The sequence below is a fragment of the Maritimibacter alkaliphilus HTCC2654 genome (assembly GCF_000152805.1).
Classification (GTDB): Bacteria; Pseudomonadota; Alphaproteobacteria; order Rhodobacterales; family Rhodobacteraceae; genus Maritimibacter; species Maritimibacter alkaliphilus.
The window spans coordinates 3,465,124-3,479,602 of sequence record NZ_CH902578.1; the positions used below are offsets into that span (position 1 = coordinate 3,465,124).

Annotated in this window: 16 protein-coding genes; 7 read left to right on the forward strand and 9 right to left on the reverse strand. The window is 62.0% G+C overall.

The annotated features are described in order from the left end of the window. Positions 1–8: 8 nt before the first annotated feature. The 4 genes from RB2654_RS18015 to fsa all read right to left on the reverse strand — a co-directional run bounded on the left by RB2654_RS18015 (position 9) and on the right by fsa (position 2,900). Complete coding sequence (locus tag RB2654_RS18015; protein WP_040885225.1) at positions 9–338, reverse strand: hypothetical protein; 330 nt, start codon at positions 336–338, stop codon at positions 9–11. A gap of 52 nt (positions 339–390) precedes the next feature. Next, entirely contained in the window at positions 391–1,332 is a 942-nt protein-coding gene (locus tag RB2654_RS18020; protein ID WP_008334497.1) for a tyrosine recombinase XerC, read from the reverse strand. A 71-nt stretch (positions 1,333–1,403) separates the two neighbouring features. Then, a complete protein-coding gene (locus tag RB2654_RS18025) occupies positions 1,404–2,111 on the reverse strand; it encodes a DUF484 family protein (RefSeq protein ID WP_008334498.1) in 708 nt (235 codons plus the stop codon). Positions 2,112–2,246: 135 nt separating this feature from the next. Beyond that, positions 2,247–2,900, reverse strand: a complete 654-nt coding sequence (gene fsa / locus RB2654_RS18030) for a fructose-6-phosphate aldolase (protein WP_008334499.1) — start codon at positions 2,898–2,900, stop codon at positions 2,247–2,249. Between the two features lie 113 nt (positions 2,901–3,013). Between fsa and RB2654_RS18035 the strand changes: the two genes are divergently transcribed. Both RB2654_RS18035 and RB2654_RS18040 read left to right on the forward strand, forming a co-directional pair. Continuing rightward, a complete protein-coding gene (locus tag RB2654_RS18035) occupies positions 3,014–5,203 on the forward strand; it encodes a primosomal protein N' (protein ID WP_008334500.1) in 2,190 nt (729 codons plus the stop codon). Between the two features lie 272 nt (positions 5,204–5,475). Next, positions 5,476–6,705: a DNA methyltransferase gene (locus tag RB2654_RS18040; protein ID WP_008334501.1), complete on the forward strand. Its 1,230-nt coding sequence runs from the start codon at positions 5,476–5,478 to the stop codon at positions 6,703–6,705. On the opposite strand, the gene RB2654_RS18045 is transcribed toward RB2654_RS18040, so the two are convergent. Then, the gene (locus RB2654_RS18045) at positions 6,702–7,298 is read right to left on the reverse strand and encodes a hypothetical protein (protein ID WP_008334502.1); all 597 of its coding nucleotides are present in this window, start codon (positions 7,296–7,298) and stop codon (positions 6,702–6,704) included. The two genes, RB2654_RS18040 and RB2654_RS18045, sit on opposite strands and share 4 nt — an antisense overlap. A gap of 66 nt (positions 7,299–7,364) precedes the next feature. Here RB2654_RS18045 and RB2654_RS23465 point away from each other — a divergent pair, with 66 nt between their 5' ends. Further along, positions 7,365–7,847, forward strand: a complete 483-nt coding sequence (locus RB2654_RS23465; protein WP_148912559.1) for a hypothetical protein — start codon at positions 7,365–7,367, stop codon at positions 7,845–7,847. Between the two features lie 110 nt (positions 7,848–7,957). On the opposite strand, the gene RB2654_RS18050 is transcribed toward RB2654_RS23465, so the two are convergent. The 3 genes from RB2654_RS18050 to RB2654_RS18060 form a co-directional block, all read right to left on the reverse strand. Then, positions 7,958–8,317, reverse strand: coding sequence for a hypothetical protein (locus RB2654_RS18050; RefSeq protein WP_008334503.1), 360 nt, complete (start codon positions 8,315–8,317; stop codon positions 7,958–7,960). A gap of 144 nt (positions 8,318–8,461) precedes the next feature. Beyond that, on the reverse strand, positions 8,462–9,265 hold the full coding sequence (locus RB2654_RS23470; RefSeq protein WP_148912696.1) for a hypothetical protein: 804 nt from the start codon (positions 9,263–9,265) through the stop codon (positions 8,462–8,464). Between the two features lie 24 nt (positions 9,266–9,289). After that, positions 9,290–9,745 carry a hypothetical protein gene (locus tag RB2654_RS18060; protein ID WP_008334509.1) on the reverse strand — a complete coding sequence of 152 codons (456 nt, stop codon included), beginning with the start codon at positions 9,743–9,745 and terminating at the stop codon, positions 9,290–9,292. Positions 9,746–10,237: 492 nt separating this feature from the next. On the opposite strand from RB2654_RS18060, the gene RB2654_RS18065 reads away from it, so the two are divergent. The 4 genes from RB2654_RS18065 to RB2654_RS18080 all read left to right on the forward strand — a co-directional run bounded on the left by RB2654_RS18065 (position 10,238) and on the right by RB2654_RS18080 (position 13,172). Next, the gene (locus tag RB2654_RS18065) at positions 10,238–10,726 is read left to right on the forward strand and encodes a hypothetical protein (RefSeq protein ID WP_008334510.1); all 489 of its coding nucleotides are present in this window, start codon (positions 10,238–10,240) and stop codon (positions 10,724–10,726) included. A 77-nt stretch (positions 10,727–10,803) separates the two neighbouring features. Beyond that, positions 10,804–11,199: a hypothetical protein gene (locus tag RB2654_RS18070; protein WP_008334512.1), complete on the forward strand. Its 396-nt coding sequence runs from the start codon at positions 10,804–10,806 to the stop codon at positions 11,197–11,199. A gap of 149 nt (positions 11,200–11,348) precedes the next feature. Then, positions 11,349–11,552, forward strand: coding sequence for a hypothetical protein (locus RB2654_RS18075; RefSeq protein ID WP_008334514.1), 204 nt, complete (start codon positions 11,349–11,351; stop codon positions 11,550–11,552). A 3-nt stretch (positions 11,553–11,555) separates the two neighbouring features. Continuing rightward, the gene (locus tag RB2654_RS18080; RefSeq protein WP_008334516.1) at positions 11,556–13,172 is read left to right on the forward strand and encodes a recombinase family protein; all 1,617 of its coding nucleotides are present in this window, start codon (positions 11,556–11,558) and stop codon (positions 13,170–13,172) included. A gap of 64 nt (positions 13,173–13,236) precedes the next feature. On the opposite strand, the gene RB2654_RS18085 is transcribed toward RB2654_RS18080, so the two are convergent. Beyond that, a complete protein-coding gene (locus RB2654_RS18085; RefSeq protein ID WP_008334518.1) occupies positions 13,237–14,301 on the reverse strand; it encodes a YeeE/YedE family protein in 1,065 nt (354 codons plus the stop codon). Between the last annotated feature and the right edge of the window lie 178 nt (positions 14,302–14,479).

A 14,479-nucleotide genomic window follows, 5' to 3' on the forward strand; every position in this document is an offset into this window, starting at 1 on the left:
CGACTGGGTCAGCGCAGTTCGCGCATGGTCGCATAAAGCTGATGGATGCCATCGACGGTCGGAGGTATCGGCTGTTGGCTGACCGCAGGGGGCGGGGGCAGCGGTGCGCCGTTCAGCGGCTGAAGCTCGGCGGTCCCTGCGCGGCCCTGCACCGATGCGCCCGGTCCGGAGGCGCTGGTGACCGGACCGCCCGCGTCAGGCGCCGCCCCGCGTGCCGTTTTTTCCATCGCATCGGTGAAATTGCCCGCCTTGCCCTCGGCGGCGATGGTGGTGATGGCGTTCAGGGCCTTGCCGGCCAACATGAGGGGCACAGCGGCCCCGGCTGCTGCTGCAAACATGGCTCGTCCTTTCTGGTCAAGCGAATCTGCCGACCAGCATGGCGCCAAGCCTTCAAGATTTCCCTAACGCGCGCGGATGGGCGCGATCATAGACCTCCATCAGCCGTTGGGTGTCGACCGCCGTATAGGCCTGCGTGGTGGACAGCGAGGCATGGCCGAGCAGCTCCTGTATCGCCCTGAGGTCGCCGCCCGCGTTCAGAAGATGGGTCGCGAAGCTGTGGCGCATCGCGTGCGGCGTGGCGGTCGCGGGCAGGCCCAGTTGCAGCCGTGCGCTTTCCATCGCCTTCTGCACAGTGCGCGGACCCAGCGCCTTGCCGCGCGCGCCATAGAACAGGGGCGTGTCGTCGGTCACCGGGTAGGGGCAGAGGCGGACGTAGCTCGCGACCGCATCGCGCGCGGCGGGCAGGACCGGGACCAGCCGCTCTTTCCCGCCCTTGCCGACGATGCGCAGAACGTCGGGCAGGGGGTGGGCGCGTCCCGTCAGGCCCAATGCCTCGGAGATCCGCAATCCGCACCCGTAGAGCAGCGTGACGACGGCGGCGTCGCGGGCCCCGATCCAGCCGTCGCGGGCCTGAATGGCCGTGGTCGAGATGACCTCTTCCGCGGCCTCCTGCGACACGGGGCGGGGCAGTTTGGCGGTGAACTTGGGCGCGCGGGTCGACAGGACGGTCGAGGCATCGAACCCGTCACGGTCCGACAGCCAGCGGTAAAAGCCCTTGACCGCCGACAGGGCGCGGGCGAGCGACCGGGCCGACAGGCCGCCGGCGCGTTCCGATGCCATCCATGCGCGCATGTCGGAGATCGTGACGCTGGCGAGCGCAGTGCGCCCGTGCGAGGTGCCGTGGTGGGCCGACAGAAACGCAAGGAAGCTGACGACATCCTTGCGATAGGCTTCGATCGTATTGGCCGCCGCCCCGTCGAGCGCGCGCAGATGGTCGAGCCAACCGGACAGCGCATCGCGCGCGCCATCGGATATGACGATCCCGTCAGGCATTCAGTCTTGCGATCTTTTCACGCGTGAAACCGGCAGGTTCCGCGCGGTGCTTGGCCAATACGAACCTCGGCTCACGCCAGCCAGCGGCGCATCGTGCGTTCGAACACGCCGCCGAAATAGGTCAGAAGGTCGGTGCCCTGACCCGGCTTGAACTGGTGCGGGTCTTCGGCGCCCATGACGAGCATACCGGGCAGACGGCCTTCGCCGAGGTCGAGCCGGATCAGCGCCTCGGACCGAATCCAGTAGCCGGAGTCGCCGAACAGCTTTTTGTCCTGCTCCTGCACCTGGCGCAGCGTGACCGAGGGTCCGCCGTGTTCCCGCGGGCGTCCGATGTAGTCGTCCGAGAAGCCGCGCGGGGCGGTGACGAGCACGTCGCCCACCTTCTTCAGCGCAGGGTCCGCTTCGGTCATTTCGGTTTCAAGAACCAGCCGCAGGCAATCGACGCGCAGAACATCCGCGATATCCGTGCCAAGCTCGTGCAGGAGCGTTTCGAAGTCGTCCTGTTCGAGAATGCGCAGGGTCGCCCGGTGGATGATGTTCATCCCCGCGAGGTTTTCATAGGCCGCCGCGATCACCGAGCGGTGCGTGTCCTCAAGGCGGTCGAGGCGGCTTTCCAGCCGTTCCATCGCGATCCCGCGCAGATCGACGATATTCGCGCCCATGGCACGTTCGTTCGCCGCGATCAGGGCGCGCATCATGTCGTGATCTTCGAGGATGACCTCTGGCTGGGTCAGAAGCTGCTCGCGCACGTCTTCGGTAATGGGAGCGTTGCTCGTCATTCGCCTGTCCTAACTGCCGTTTTTTCGTTTCTTGACAGTGAGTCTAGCAGGTCGCGAATCGGATTTCTGCAACTTTTTTACGAAAAACGGGACCATGAGGCCCCGTTTCATCAGTTTTGTGACATTCGACCCGGTTCAGAGGATCTTGATGCCCGCCGCCTTGATGTCGGCGAGGAAGGCGTCGAGCCCCTTGTCGGTCAGCGGATGGTTCGCCATCGCCTTGATGACGCCCGGCGGTGCGGTCATCACGTCGGCACCGATCAACGCGGCGTCCTTCACGTGGTTGACGGTGCGGATCGAGGCGGCGAGGATTTGCGTCTCGTAGCCGTAGTTGTCATAGATCGTGCGGATTTCGGAGATCAGTTCCATGCCGTCCATGTTGATGTCGTCCAGCCGCCCGATGAAGGGCGAGATGAAGGTCGCGCCCGCCTTGGCAGCCAGAAGCGCCTGGTTGGCCGAGAAGCACAGCGTGACGTTCACCATGTGGCCGTCGTCGGTCAGCGCCTTGCAGGCTTTGAGCCCGTCGAGCGTGAGCGGCACCTTGACCGCGATGTTGCCCGCGATCTCGACAAGCTTGCGGCCCTCGGCGATCATCTGGTTCGCATCGGTCGCGGTCACCTCGGCAGAGACGGGGCCATCCACGATCTCGCAGATTTCTTTCGTCACCTCGAGGATGTCGCGCCCCGACTTCTTGATGAGCGAGGGGTTGGTGGTCACCCCGTCGAGCAGGCCGAGATCGTTGAGTTCCCGGATGGCATCGACGTCGGCGGTATCGGCAAAGAATTTCATGGCAGCGTCCCTGGGTCGGATGGTCGAAAATGTTAGCGGTGTCATACAGGAGGTGATCCGCCGCAGAAAGCCCCCCTTTGCCGATTTGCGAGGGTTCGCCGGGATCGTCCGACATGGCTGAGTTTTTCGACGAAGGGGGCCGGGTTTCGGTCCTGACCACTCAGGGCATCGACCGGCTGCTCACCTACCGCGCGCCCGAAGGCGGCTGCTGGGAGGGCGCTTTCGTCGAGGTGCCCCTTGGTCCGCGCAAGGTCATGGGCGTGGTCTGGGGTCCGGGCGAGCAGGGGTTCGACGCCTCGAAACTGCGCGCCGTCATTCGGGTGCTCGACGTGCCGCCGATGCGTGCGGAGATGGCCGAGTTCCTCACTCGTGTCGGGGATTACACGCTCACGCCGATGAATTTCATGCTGCGGCTGGCGACCCGCGCGCCCGGCCTCTCCAATCCGCCGTCGATGCGCAAGATCTATCGCTTGGGTCACCATGAACCGGACCGCAAGACCGAGGCGCGCGAGCGTGTGCTGGAGGTCTTGGAATCGCAGGCGCATTCAGCCTTCACGCTCAAGGAACTGGCCGAAGAGGCGGGCGTCACCTCGTCCGTCGTCAAGGGGTTGGTGAAACTCGGCGCGGTCGAGGAAGAGGAAAGCCCCCGCGACCTGCCGTTCCCCCATCTCGACTACACCGCGCCGGGCAAGGCGCTGACCGGGGATCAGGCGGCGGCTGCCGGTGCGCTGCGCGACGGCGTGCGATCCGGCACGTTCGGTGCGACGCTTCTGCGCGGCGTTACCGGATCGGGCAAGACCGAGGTCTATCTGGAAGCGGTGGCCGAATGTCTGGCGCAGGGCCGACAGGCGCTCGTCCTGCTGCCGGAAATCGCCCTGACGTCGGAATTTCTGAAACGGGTCGAGGAACGCTTCGGCGCGAAACCAGCCGAATGGCATTCCGGTGTGACCATGACCGAACGGCGCCGCGTCTGGCGCATGGTGGCCGAAGGCGGCGCGCAGATGGTGATCGGCGCGCGCTCGGCCCTGTTCCTTCCGTTTCGCGACATAGGCCTGATCGTCGTGGATGAGGAGCACGACAATTCCTACAAGCAGGAGGATGGCGTGCTCTATTCGGCGCGCGATATGTCGGTGCTGCGCGGGTCCATCAACGGCGCACAGGTGGTGCTGGCCTCGGCTACCCCATCGCTCGAGACATGGGCCAATGCGCAGGCCGGGAAATACAATCGCCTCGATCTGACCAGCCGGTTCGGCCCCGCCGTTCTGCCGGAAATGCGCACCATCGACATGCGGCAAGAGGATCTTCCGGGCAATCGCTGGATCTCGCCCACGCTCGCCACCGCCGTGCGTGGCCGGATCGACGAGGGCGAGCAGGCGCTGATCTTCCTCAATCGCCGTGGCTATGCGCCGGTCACGGTCTGCCGCGCCTGCGGCCACCAGATCGGCTGCGACCACTGCGACGCGCGCATGGTCGAACACCGCTTCCTAAAACGTCTCGTCTGTCACCAGTGCGGCGAGACGAAACCGATGCCCGAGACATGCCCGTCCTGCGAGACCGAGGGCAAACTCGCCCCCGTCGGGCCGGGGGTGGAGCGGATGGCCGAAGAAGTGGCTGAGACCTTCCCGGATGCGCGGGTCGCCGTGCTGTCCTCAGACCTCTTTGCAAGCGCCCGCGCGCTCAAAGCGCAGATCGAGCTGATCGCGGCGGGCGGGGCCGACATCATCATCGGCACGCAGATCGTGGCCAAGGGGCACAACTTCCCGAAGCTCACACTCGTCGGCGTGATCGACGCGGACCTCGGCCTGCAAGGGTCGGACCTGCGCGCCGCCGAACGCACGTTTCAATTGATCCGGCAGGTCGCGGGCCGGGCCGGTCGCGGCGACGTCTCCGGCCTCGCCCTGCTTCAGTCGTTCCAGCCCGAACACCCGGTGATCCGCGCGATCCTGTCGGGCGATGAGGAAGGGTTCTGGAAAGCCGAAGCCTCGGAACGACAGGCGGCGGGCGTGCCCCCCTACGGGCGTCTGGCGGGCATCGTCATTTCCGCCCCCGACCTCGACGCGGCCATGAACCTGGGCACCGCGCTCGCCCGGGCCGACGGTCCCATCGTCCAGATCGGCGCGCAGGTCTTCGGGCCGGCCCCCGCGCCCATCGCCCGCATCCGGGGCCGCCATCGCGTTCGCCTGCTCGTAAAGGCGCCCAAGACCGCCCCCCTGCAAACGGCATTGCGAAAGTGGCTGGCCAACATGGACGTCAAAGGCGACATCCGACTCTCCGTCGATATCGACCCGCAAAGCTTCTACTGAACCGCGTTCCTCTTCTCTGTTTCCGGAAACCTCGGGGGTGTGGGGGCATAACTCGTCTGTCGTTTGCAGCGTGCATTGTGAACCACCCCGAGGCTGCAGTCACCGTTATTTTTCTGTAGACCGAGAGGTTAGCCGGATAGCGCCAGAAAAGCACTTGGAACGTAGCTTTCGTTTGGCGGTATGGTGGACTAAGGTAGGAAGACGCTGCACGTCTCTAGCCGTGCCATCAGTGCTTTGGCGCCACAAGAAAGCAGAACAGAAGGTATGGGCGAATGAACCAGCTCTCCATCTTTGATCAGGAGAAGTTCGCGGCGACGGCTGAGACCTTCATCGAAGACCTTCGGGCCTTCGATGACTTCGGCCAGCGCACAATGACTGAGACCGTGGAAGGTATCCCTTACCTGATCAACGAGTTCTGGACGGCAGGGCAACGCCAAGCTCACTCGATCCACGAGGTTTCTTACCGTGCCTGCTTCAAGGCACAGTTGCCCGAGTTCTTCATCAAGCGTCTCACTAAGCCGGGGGGCGTGGTATTCGACCCGTTCATGGGGCGGGGCACAACGCCCGTGCAGGCGGCGCTAATGGGCCGTCAGGCCTTTGGCAATGACATCAACCCGTTGTCGGTCCTACTGACCCGTCCCCGGCTGCGCCCGATCACTTTGCAGGCGGTTGCAACGGCGCTGCAAACCGTTGATTGGTCTCGGGGTGATATTGAGCGCGAAGACTTGCTCGCCTTCTACCACCCCGAAACGCTCAAGAAGCTGGAGGGCCTGCGCCTATGGCTGGCTGAACGCGCGCCGCTTGGCAGCGAGAGCGTTGACCCGGTGGCCGACTGGATTCGGATGGTGGCGATCAATCGCCTCTCGGGTCATTCGCCGGGCTTCTTCTCTGGCCGGTCGATGCCGCCGAACCAAGCAGTGTCAGTCAAGGCACAACTCAAGATCAACGAGAAACTAGGCGTATCGCCGCCAGAGCGCGACGTGGTTGCCGTGATACTCAAGAAGTCGAGAACGCTGCTTAAGAACGGCTGTGCCCCTAGCCAAGTGCGTTCAAGCCTTCACACCGGCGCGGCGTGGGACTTGCGCGGCGTCGCTGATGCTTCGGTCGATCTAACTGTCACCTCACCCCCATTCCTCGACATCGTGCACTATGCCGCCGACAACTGGCTGCGCTGCTGGTTTGCAGGCATCGATCCGGAAACCGTCGCCATCGATATGCATCGCACCGAGGAGGCGTGGACCGCGATGGTGCACCGCGTCCTAGCGGAACAGGCCCGCATCTTGCGCTCCGGTGGCTACGTCGCCTTCGAGGTGGGTGAGGTGCGTAATGGCAAGGTGCTGCTCGAGCGCCTCGTCTGGAAGGCGGCGGAGGGCTTACCGTTCAACCGGCTGGGCGTGATGGTGAACGACCAGGAGTTCACAAAAACTGCCAATTGCTGGGGCGTGGCCAACGGCGCGAAGGGCACGAATACGAACCGGATCGTGCTCTTGCAACGTCACTAGGGGGTCTGCCAGCTTGAATGATTTCCGCCCGCAAGTAGTTTGTGCGAGGTTGAAGCTTCCAGCCTGATATTCATCGGTGAAGCGGGATCGAGAAAGTCGAGTCTGAACCCCTCCACGATTGCCCCGCCATTCTGGTATAGCACCGTAGCGACAGCGTGTGCAGGCGGGTTTTCGACGATGCCATCTTCGATGAGTCTGCGCATTTTTAGTGGCGAACTGGTCAGGACGCGTCGATTGCCGTCGTTCGGATTCCAGTCGGACGTCGCCTTGAACTCCAGAAAGTGCCGCTGCCCCTGAATTGTCAATACGGTGTCCGGGTAGCCTTTGCCGGGGGCAATTTCAATTCTGAATGCGTTTGTGAAAGCGGGCGCAATCTTGGTCAGAAATGCCGCAGCAGCCTTGTTGCCCAAAGATTGATTTGAGCCTGTGAAGTCTGGCATCTGCCAGCCGATGTAGCCTTGAGATTGAATGGCCTGACTGATTGCCGCTTGCGCGGCGGCTGCAATGTTGGCGTCCCAAGAAGAAATTAGCGATCGAGCTTGCAGGCCTGAGTATTCCTGCAACTCCTCCAGATAGTCATCGAAACGCGGCACGGCCTGCTCCTTGATCCGTGCCAGAAATCATGGCACTTCCTCCTAGGTAGCAGGGAGAAGTGTTTGATGGAAAGACGTTTTAAACTCCGCTGGGATGAGGAAGAGCTTGCCCGCGCGTTCCGGGTGACACCCAAGGATGTCCGCGAATACCTGACTGATGGTCGGCGCGTCTCGTTCATCATCGAGCGGCGTCTAATGTGGGAGAATCCCGGCTGGAAGCTGGCCCCGTCAGAGGGCGCTGGCTATGACCTGCTCGATCCTGAGGGTGGTATGTGGGAGGTGCGTTCGATCACGCGGCAAGGTGTATACTTTAATCCAAGCAACCAAGTTGGGTCCGGTCGCGCTTTTAATGAAGAAGGTTTTCAAGCCAAACTGGCAGGCATTAAAGGCTTCATTCTCTCAGACATCGTTGGATTTCCAGAGGTAGATGTATTTGTTGTGCCTGTAGCAAACGTCCTACGCTGGCACCAAAATAGAGATCTAGGTGCTAATGCCAAAGTATCTCGGACGAAGTTCTTCAATCAACTCGCAGGGGATATTGATTTTTGAACTTTAGATGACCTGTTCAATGTGTCGACTGAACAACATGAGAATACCAAAAGTCCGATGCGGTGTTCCGCATCGGCCCTGATAGATCGCTCGATTGAAGTTGTGACGCCTTAGGCGCTGGTAACGGGGGTGTCGTTGGCGGCATCGCTGCCGCCAACGGGTTTCTTTTTCGCCAGTTTGGCTTCGGCGCGGGCGGCCATCTCCGCGTCAGCCTTCGCGGCTTTCAACAACCCTTCGTGAACGAGGAGCTGCAGTGCAACTAGACTGAGGGTGGGAACGAGTGCGCTGATGATCTGACTACGCAGCTTTTCATCCACATTCGGAAGAGCGGCGAGGGTCGTTTCGCCGATTTCCTTGCGGGCTGCGGCTTCTTTCTTGGCTCTTTTTGTGGCCACTTTGGCTCGTTGTCGATCGACACGCGCTTTCATACGTGCTGTCGAGGCATCATCTTTGTCGATATCTTCAAACATCAGATGTCTCCGTGATTAAGTGTGTGAGCGATCTGGAGGGGAGTTGATGTCGTTTGAGATGGCCCCAAGATAATAAATGCTATCACTCGTCGATTTCCTTGCCGCCTTTGCGCGAAGTCTCCGATTTCATGATTGTTTTCGCTGTCAGCTTTGCGTCCGCGAAGTCGTTCGCCTCGCCCCGGACCCGTTTTTCGATGATCGGCAGAGAAATGCGCGGGACAGCTGCATGCATCGCGTGCAGGAAGGCTTCGGCTTTTCGCGCCAGGCGTTCCGCGGCTGCCATCCGCTTGGCAGTCTCGTTCTCCGCAGTCCGTTTCGTAGAGGTGACAGAGACGCGAACACGCGCCCCAGTTTGCGGCGAATGCGCGCCGTCAGAGGCGCCTCGTCTTCTTTCGCCTCTCCGACTGTGCCCTGTGATGCGGCCACGTCGAGAAGGGTTTCGACCTGATTGTTGACGGCCTCTCGTTCATCCAACCGCGCGGCTTTCGCGTCTGCTGTCACCTGAGCCTTGCGAAAGGCAGATTCGCTTTCGGCGGTGGCGCGTTCCCGGGTCTCTATTTCTGCTTCGCGCTGCCGTTGCGCGGCCTCACGTCCGGCGAGCGCATGTTCGCGCTCCTTGAGGTCTTTCGCCCGTTTTCGAAGCTGTGCCGCTTCGGCTTCGCGCCAGACGTGACCGCATTGGTTCTCTCGATACTCGGGCTGGTCCCTGCCGCCTTCTTCGGCCCGGCGCCGCTCCTCTGACCGCCGCTGGCCGCGAGCCAAATTGAGAGGCGCAAAGTTTTCCGCGATATCGGTTTGTGCGTCTTCGTAGCTCTTGAGCAGCTCGTAGGCTGATGGCACCAGAAGGTGCTGCCAACCGCGCCGTTTCGAGGTCTTTTCAGCCCAAGGGGCGATCATCGCGTGGATATGGGGCGCGGTTTCGTCGAAATCCGCCCGCGCCGTTATCACCGCGTCGCCGAAGCGCTCCTTCAGCTACGCGATCGAAGTTTCGACGAAGGCGTCTTCCCTTGCCGACCGCGCCGCGTTGATGAGCAGCGAAGGGTCGTCGAACGCGTTGAACCACTCTTTGTTCGCGGTGATGATGACCTCGCGGAGCGGACCTTGTTTCGACGCCTTCCACGGATCCTGAGGCCCGCCATCGGCGCGGTCTGCCCAGTCTTTTTTGCGGCCGAGCGCCTCCAAGGCTTCCAGCTCTTCAGCGAAGTTCGACAGTCGTGCGAGTTCATACCTCTCATTGAACCGTTCGCGCCAATCGGGTTCGCCGATCAGGTTTAGACGGTTCGCCATCGCCATGCCCGACTCGCAGTGCTTCGATCCTCGCCCCTTGCGCTCCTCGTGCAAGGCGTAGCCCGCGATGTCGTGGGGAAACATCGGCTTGAAGCGCAGCACGATGGGAAACTGGCGTTCGGAATTGGCGGGCTGTGCCATGAGGGCCTCCTGATCTGGTCGATCAGGAGGTCGGTTCGTTTCCTCGAAGAGAGAAACGGACGCCTCCGCAGGTCTGCGGGGGATCTACTCACTAGCAAAGTGACAGACGGCCCTTCGGTTCTTTCTGTCATTTTCGTTCGGCAGGGGAAACCCCTGCACCCCGGCACGGCTTGCGCGGCGCTCGAGATGCGCTCCGCCTCTCGAACTCTCCCGGAGCCTCCAGCCGGGCCAAGGGTCATCGTTCCGCACTCCCCCTTGGATCCCCCTGCGCCCGCGGGAGCGTCGTTCCGCACTCCTCCCCCGAACCCCCACCTGCTCGCGTTCCCCACGCGGGGTCGAGAGGCTTTCCCCCTCTCGACGCTCTCTCCCTGTGCGCTTGAGGCGCGAGGCGGGCGCAGTCGCGCGCGGCCCTGTCGTGACGCGCGCGCGGCTGACCCGCTTGGAGTTTAGGGCAGATGGGCGTGCGTCTTCTTTCAACGATTGGAGACGACAATGCTCGACAATACCACCCAAAAACCGAAGCCAGTGAAACACTGGCAGACGGTGCTTCAGCCGGGGCACATCGTGATGTTCCGGTTTCCGGTGCGCCTGACCGATGACCCGCCGAAGATCCGACCGTGCCTTGTCCTCGACGTGGTCCGTCGCGGCGGCGAACACTTCGCGGTGCTCGCCTATAACACCAAGGTACAGACGAACGCCAACTGCGGTCATGAAGTCGCGGTCAGTGGCGAGACCCTGTTGAAAGTGCTGAAGCAGCGCAAGTCCACGCGCTTCGTCGGCGCGCGGCGGATCACCGTTTCGCTCGATCACCACGGCTTCGCATGCAATCGCGATGGGACACCGATCCTCAGCGAATTGGTCGGCACCTCCGTCGATCGGATGCTCGCGGTCCGGGCCCACATCAACGCGATCGCGGACATCAAGAGGGAACGCGACGCCAAAACCGGTCGCCGGAAACCGAAGCAACTCTCCCTGTTCTGAAGCTCACCCACTCGACCCGGCCCCTGTTCACGAGGGCCGGGATCGACCGGCTGCCTTCTGAAAGCAAAGGAACCAGAATGAACACTCAGAAACACAAAATCGAATTCCACTACGAACCACCCGTTCGCGAGGTCGACAACCTCGAAGCGATGATCGCCGACGCAGCACGAGATGCCCGCGATGGTCTGCGTGGCCTGCATGCACTCAGCTCACGGGCGATCCGCGACAATGAGCTGAACATCAAAACGCTGACCGACATCATCGAGCAAAAGCGCATCCTGACCGACCAGTTCCGTCACACGATCCGGCTGATCCTCGCCAATATCGCGCAATCGCATCCCGAGACCGACGAAGATCCGGTCGCGGACACCGTGCGCCGAGATCTGCTCAGCGCGAGCTACCTCTCGCAGCGCGTCAGCGATCTGATCGAAGCCGAACAAATGATCGGGAAGAAGCGCCAGTCACGCAACTGACCGATCCAAAGAAACGCGGCTGTCTTTCCGCGTCAGGACGCGTCGGCACCATCCTTTCTGCTCCCCCAGCCGGTGCGTCCGAACTTTTCTCCAAAAATTTTTTCACTCTGAGAAACGTTCCACCCATCTCCTGTCCAGTTGTGAGCCACATGGACGAAGGAGAACAAGAAATGTCACGCGTTACTTTGCAAGCCGCCAACCAAAATCCGGGCGGAGAAACGAACCTTGAGACCAACCTACTGGGGTTGATTGAACTGCTCGCGCAGGCGCAGGTGCGCGCCGAGACGCGCCCTTCCAGCGCATACGGTCGCGTGGCTGCTAACGACAACACCCCAATTTACAAGAAAGGCTGAACCATGACCAAGCGCGCTGTCATTTACGCCCGCTATTCGACTGGCAAGCAAAAGCAGACGTCCATCGCTGATCAGGTGGCGATGTGCGAGCGTCATTGCGAAAACGCCGGCTGGGAAGTTGTTGGGGTGTTTAGCGACAGCGAGAAGACTGGCAAACGCACCAAGCGGCCTGGACTTCAGGAAATGATTGAGATGTTGCGCTGCCGCAAAGCCGACGTCGTTCTTATCGAAGCCGTCGACCGCTTGCACCGCTCCGTGGTCAATGCACTGTCCTACTTCGAGATTACTACCTTCCGAGGGATCGAGCTTTACTCAGTCTCTGAAGGGCAACAGGACTTTATCAAGCTCCTGTTCAATGCCCTTGGCGCTCAGTATTATTCGGATAGCGTCGCGGTTCACACGCGACGCGCTCTCGAGTCCCTCGTGCGTAAACAAGGACGAACGCACGGAATGGCCTTCGGCTATCGCAAAAAAGACGGCGAGACAGGTCTAAACCGCGAGCCGGACCCTGAAACCGCTTGGATCGTGACGCGCATTTTTGAAGAAACCGCCGCAGGCCATTCGGCCGAACAGATTGCCCAGCGGCTCAATCAGGAAGGCATCCCAGCGCCAAAGGGTGGGGATTGGTATACATCGACCTTGCGCGGAAACAAGCAGCGCGGCGATGGCATCCTGCGCAATCGAATCTACATTGGCGAGGTCACCTACGGCGCTACGAAGTCCAGCTTCGATCCCGAAACTGGCAAGAAATGGGTGGAAGCGACGCCGGACCAAGCGACCACCCTTCAGGTTGAGGATCTGCGGATCATTCCGCAGCCGCTCTGGGACGCAGCCCACACTCAACTCGAAGCCACCGCTCGTCAGGTCGAGACCATTGGAAATGCTTCAGCCGCGCATCGCACCAAATATCTCTTGTCCGGGCTCTTGGTTTGCGGCTGTTGCGGTCGCCCTTTCACAATGCAAGCTCAAGGGAAATATTATTGCCGGAACAAGAAGCTCTGTGGCAATCGGACTCCGGTTTTGCGGGAAGCAATTGAACAGCGTGTGTTCGCTAGCCTGCGCGACCTCTTCCTGACTCCGGAACTCGAAGCAAAGTTCGACGCAACGATCGCTGCTGAACGTCGGAAAATGGCGTCCGCATCTGGATCGAACGAGCTTCGAACACTCATCCGTCGCAAAGCCGAAGCAGAAAAGGCCATCACGCAGATCCTGCGCGCGATCGAAAGCGGCACGACATTCAAAAGCCTCCTTGAGCGAGCCCAATCCCTTGAGGACGAGATCGCCAGACTCGAACTCCAGATCAACAAGCTGGAGGCAGTGCGGCGCAGTGCTGAAGCTATGCCAACCCGAGCAGCACCCGTTTACGCCGCCGCTATAGAACGGATGGAGACGCTACTGGCCGATCCTGATTTTGTGCACCAGGCGAGTGGTCATTTGGCTCAACTGATCCGAAGTATCAGGCTCACGCCGGATCATACAGCGCAAGACGGAATGTCTGCCGAGGTTCATATGGACCTCGGCAGTTGGGTTTTGGGGGCCGGATATTCAGCAGAGATCGCCGCCCGGTTCTCAAACAATCCGCAAATGACGATTGAGGTGGGGGCAGCGCCCCCCACTTGAAGCAGGGGTGTGGGGGCAGCGCCCCCACGCGGGTCGGCTTGCGCCCTGCGCAAGTCGAAACCTCTCACGCGGGCTGGCCGATCGGCCCCCGTTGATCGACAAGGAAATCCGTCGCCATCGCCCCGATCCACATGGAAAAGAGCGCGAGCCATGCGGTGCCGACGAAGATCGACCCGCCGGACACGCCCGCCCCGATGGCGCAGCCGCCCGCCAGCATCCCGCCGAAGCCCATCAGCGCGGCGCCCGCGAAGGCGCGGCGCATGTTCTGTTCGTTCTCGAATCCCTGAAACCGGAACTCGCGTTTGATCCAGCTTGCCACGAACGCGCCGATCACCACACCGGGGACAAGTCCGATGTCGAATTCCAGCGCCGGGTTCGGCTCCAGAAAAAACATGAGCGTATTGGCCGAAGGGCCGGTGAACGTGGCCGAGGTGACCGTGACCGGGTCGAACGCCACCTGACTGAGCGAAAAGGTCAGCACCCATCCCAAAGCGACGGCGAAGCCGACGCCGGAGGCGAAGACGAGGCGCGCAGCGCCGATCTGGTTGCGCCGCGCCACGACCAGCGCGAGCACCGCGAGCGCGAGGCCAAGGGCGAAGCCCGACCAGTCCGGCAGGCGGAGCGCGTGCAGCAGGTTCACGTTGGTCCCGCCTTCGGTCATCCAGACCCGCGCAAGGCGGTCGCGCAGCGGGGCGAGCGAGCCGTGCAGCGACATCTGCGCCACCACGGCGAAGATCAGGCCGGACACGACCGAGCGCAGGTTGCCCGCCGCCGCCAGCACCAGAAGCCGCCCCGAACAGCCACGGGCCAGCACCATGCCGACCCCGAACATCAACCCGCCGATGATCGCACCGGACCATGATCCGGTGACGGCCATCATCCGGGCGTCCTCGACCCGCATCCATCCCAGAAGCGACGCGCCCTGAACCCAGGCCAGCGCGGTCGAAAAGGTCAAGAGCCACACCGCGACCGACGGCCCCATCCGGCGCCGCGCGAATTCGACCGTCGCGGCGCGCAGGCAAAAGCGCGAGCGTTGGGCCGCCACGCCGAAGACGATCCCGGTGACGAGGCCGAACAGCGCCCCGGTCTGGGTCTCTCCAATCCAGTCTATGAGCGGAACGATATCCATCGCGCGTCCTCCTGTTCGCCGTGTCTTGTGTCATGATCCTGTCCGGCGAGCCTTGATTTGGATCAGACGCATTCGCGGCACTGCATACGTCTCCTGTGCGCGGATGGCTCGGATCAGCGTCGCACTGTGCGGGTCCGAACAGGGATCGGGTCTCGCCAGAGCCTATGTGCGGCCCTAT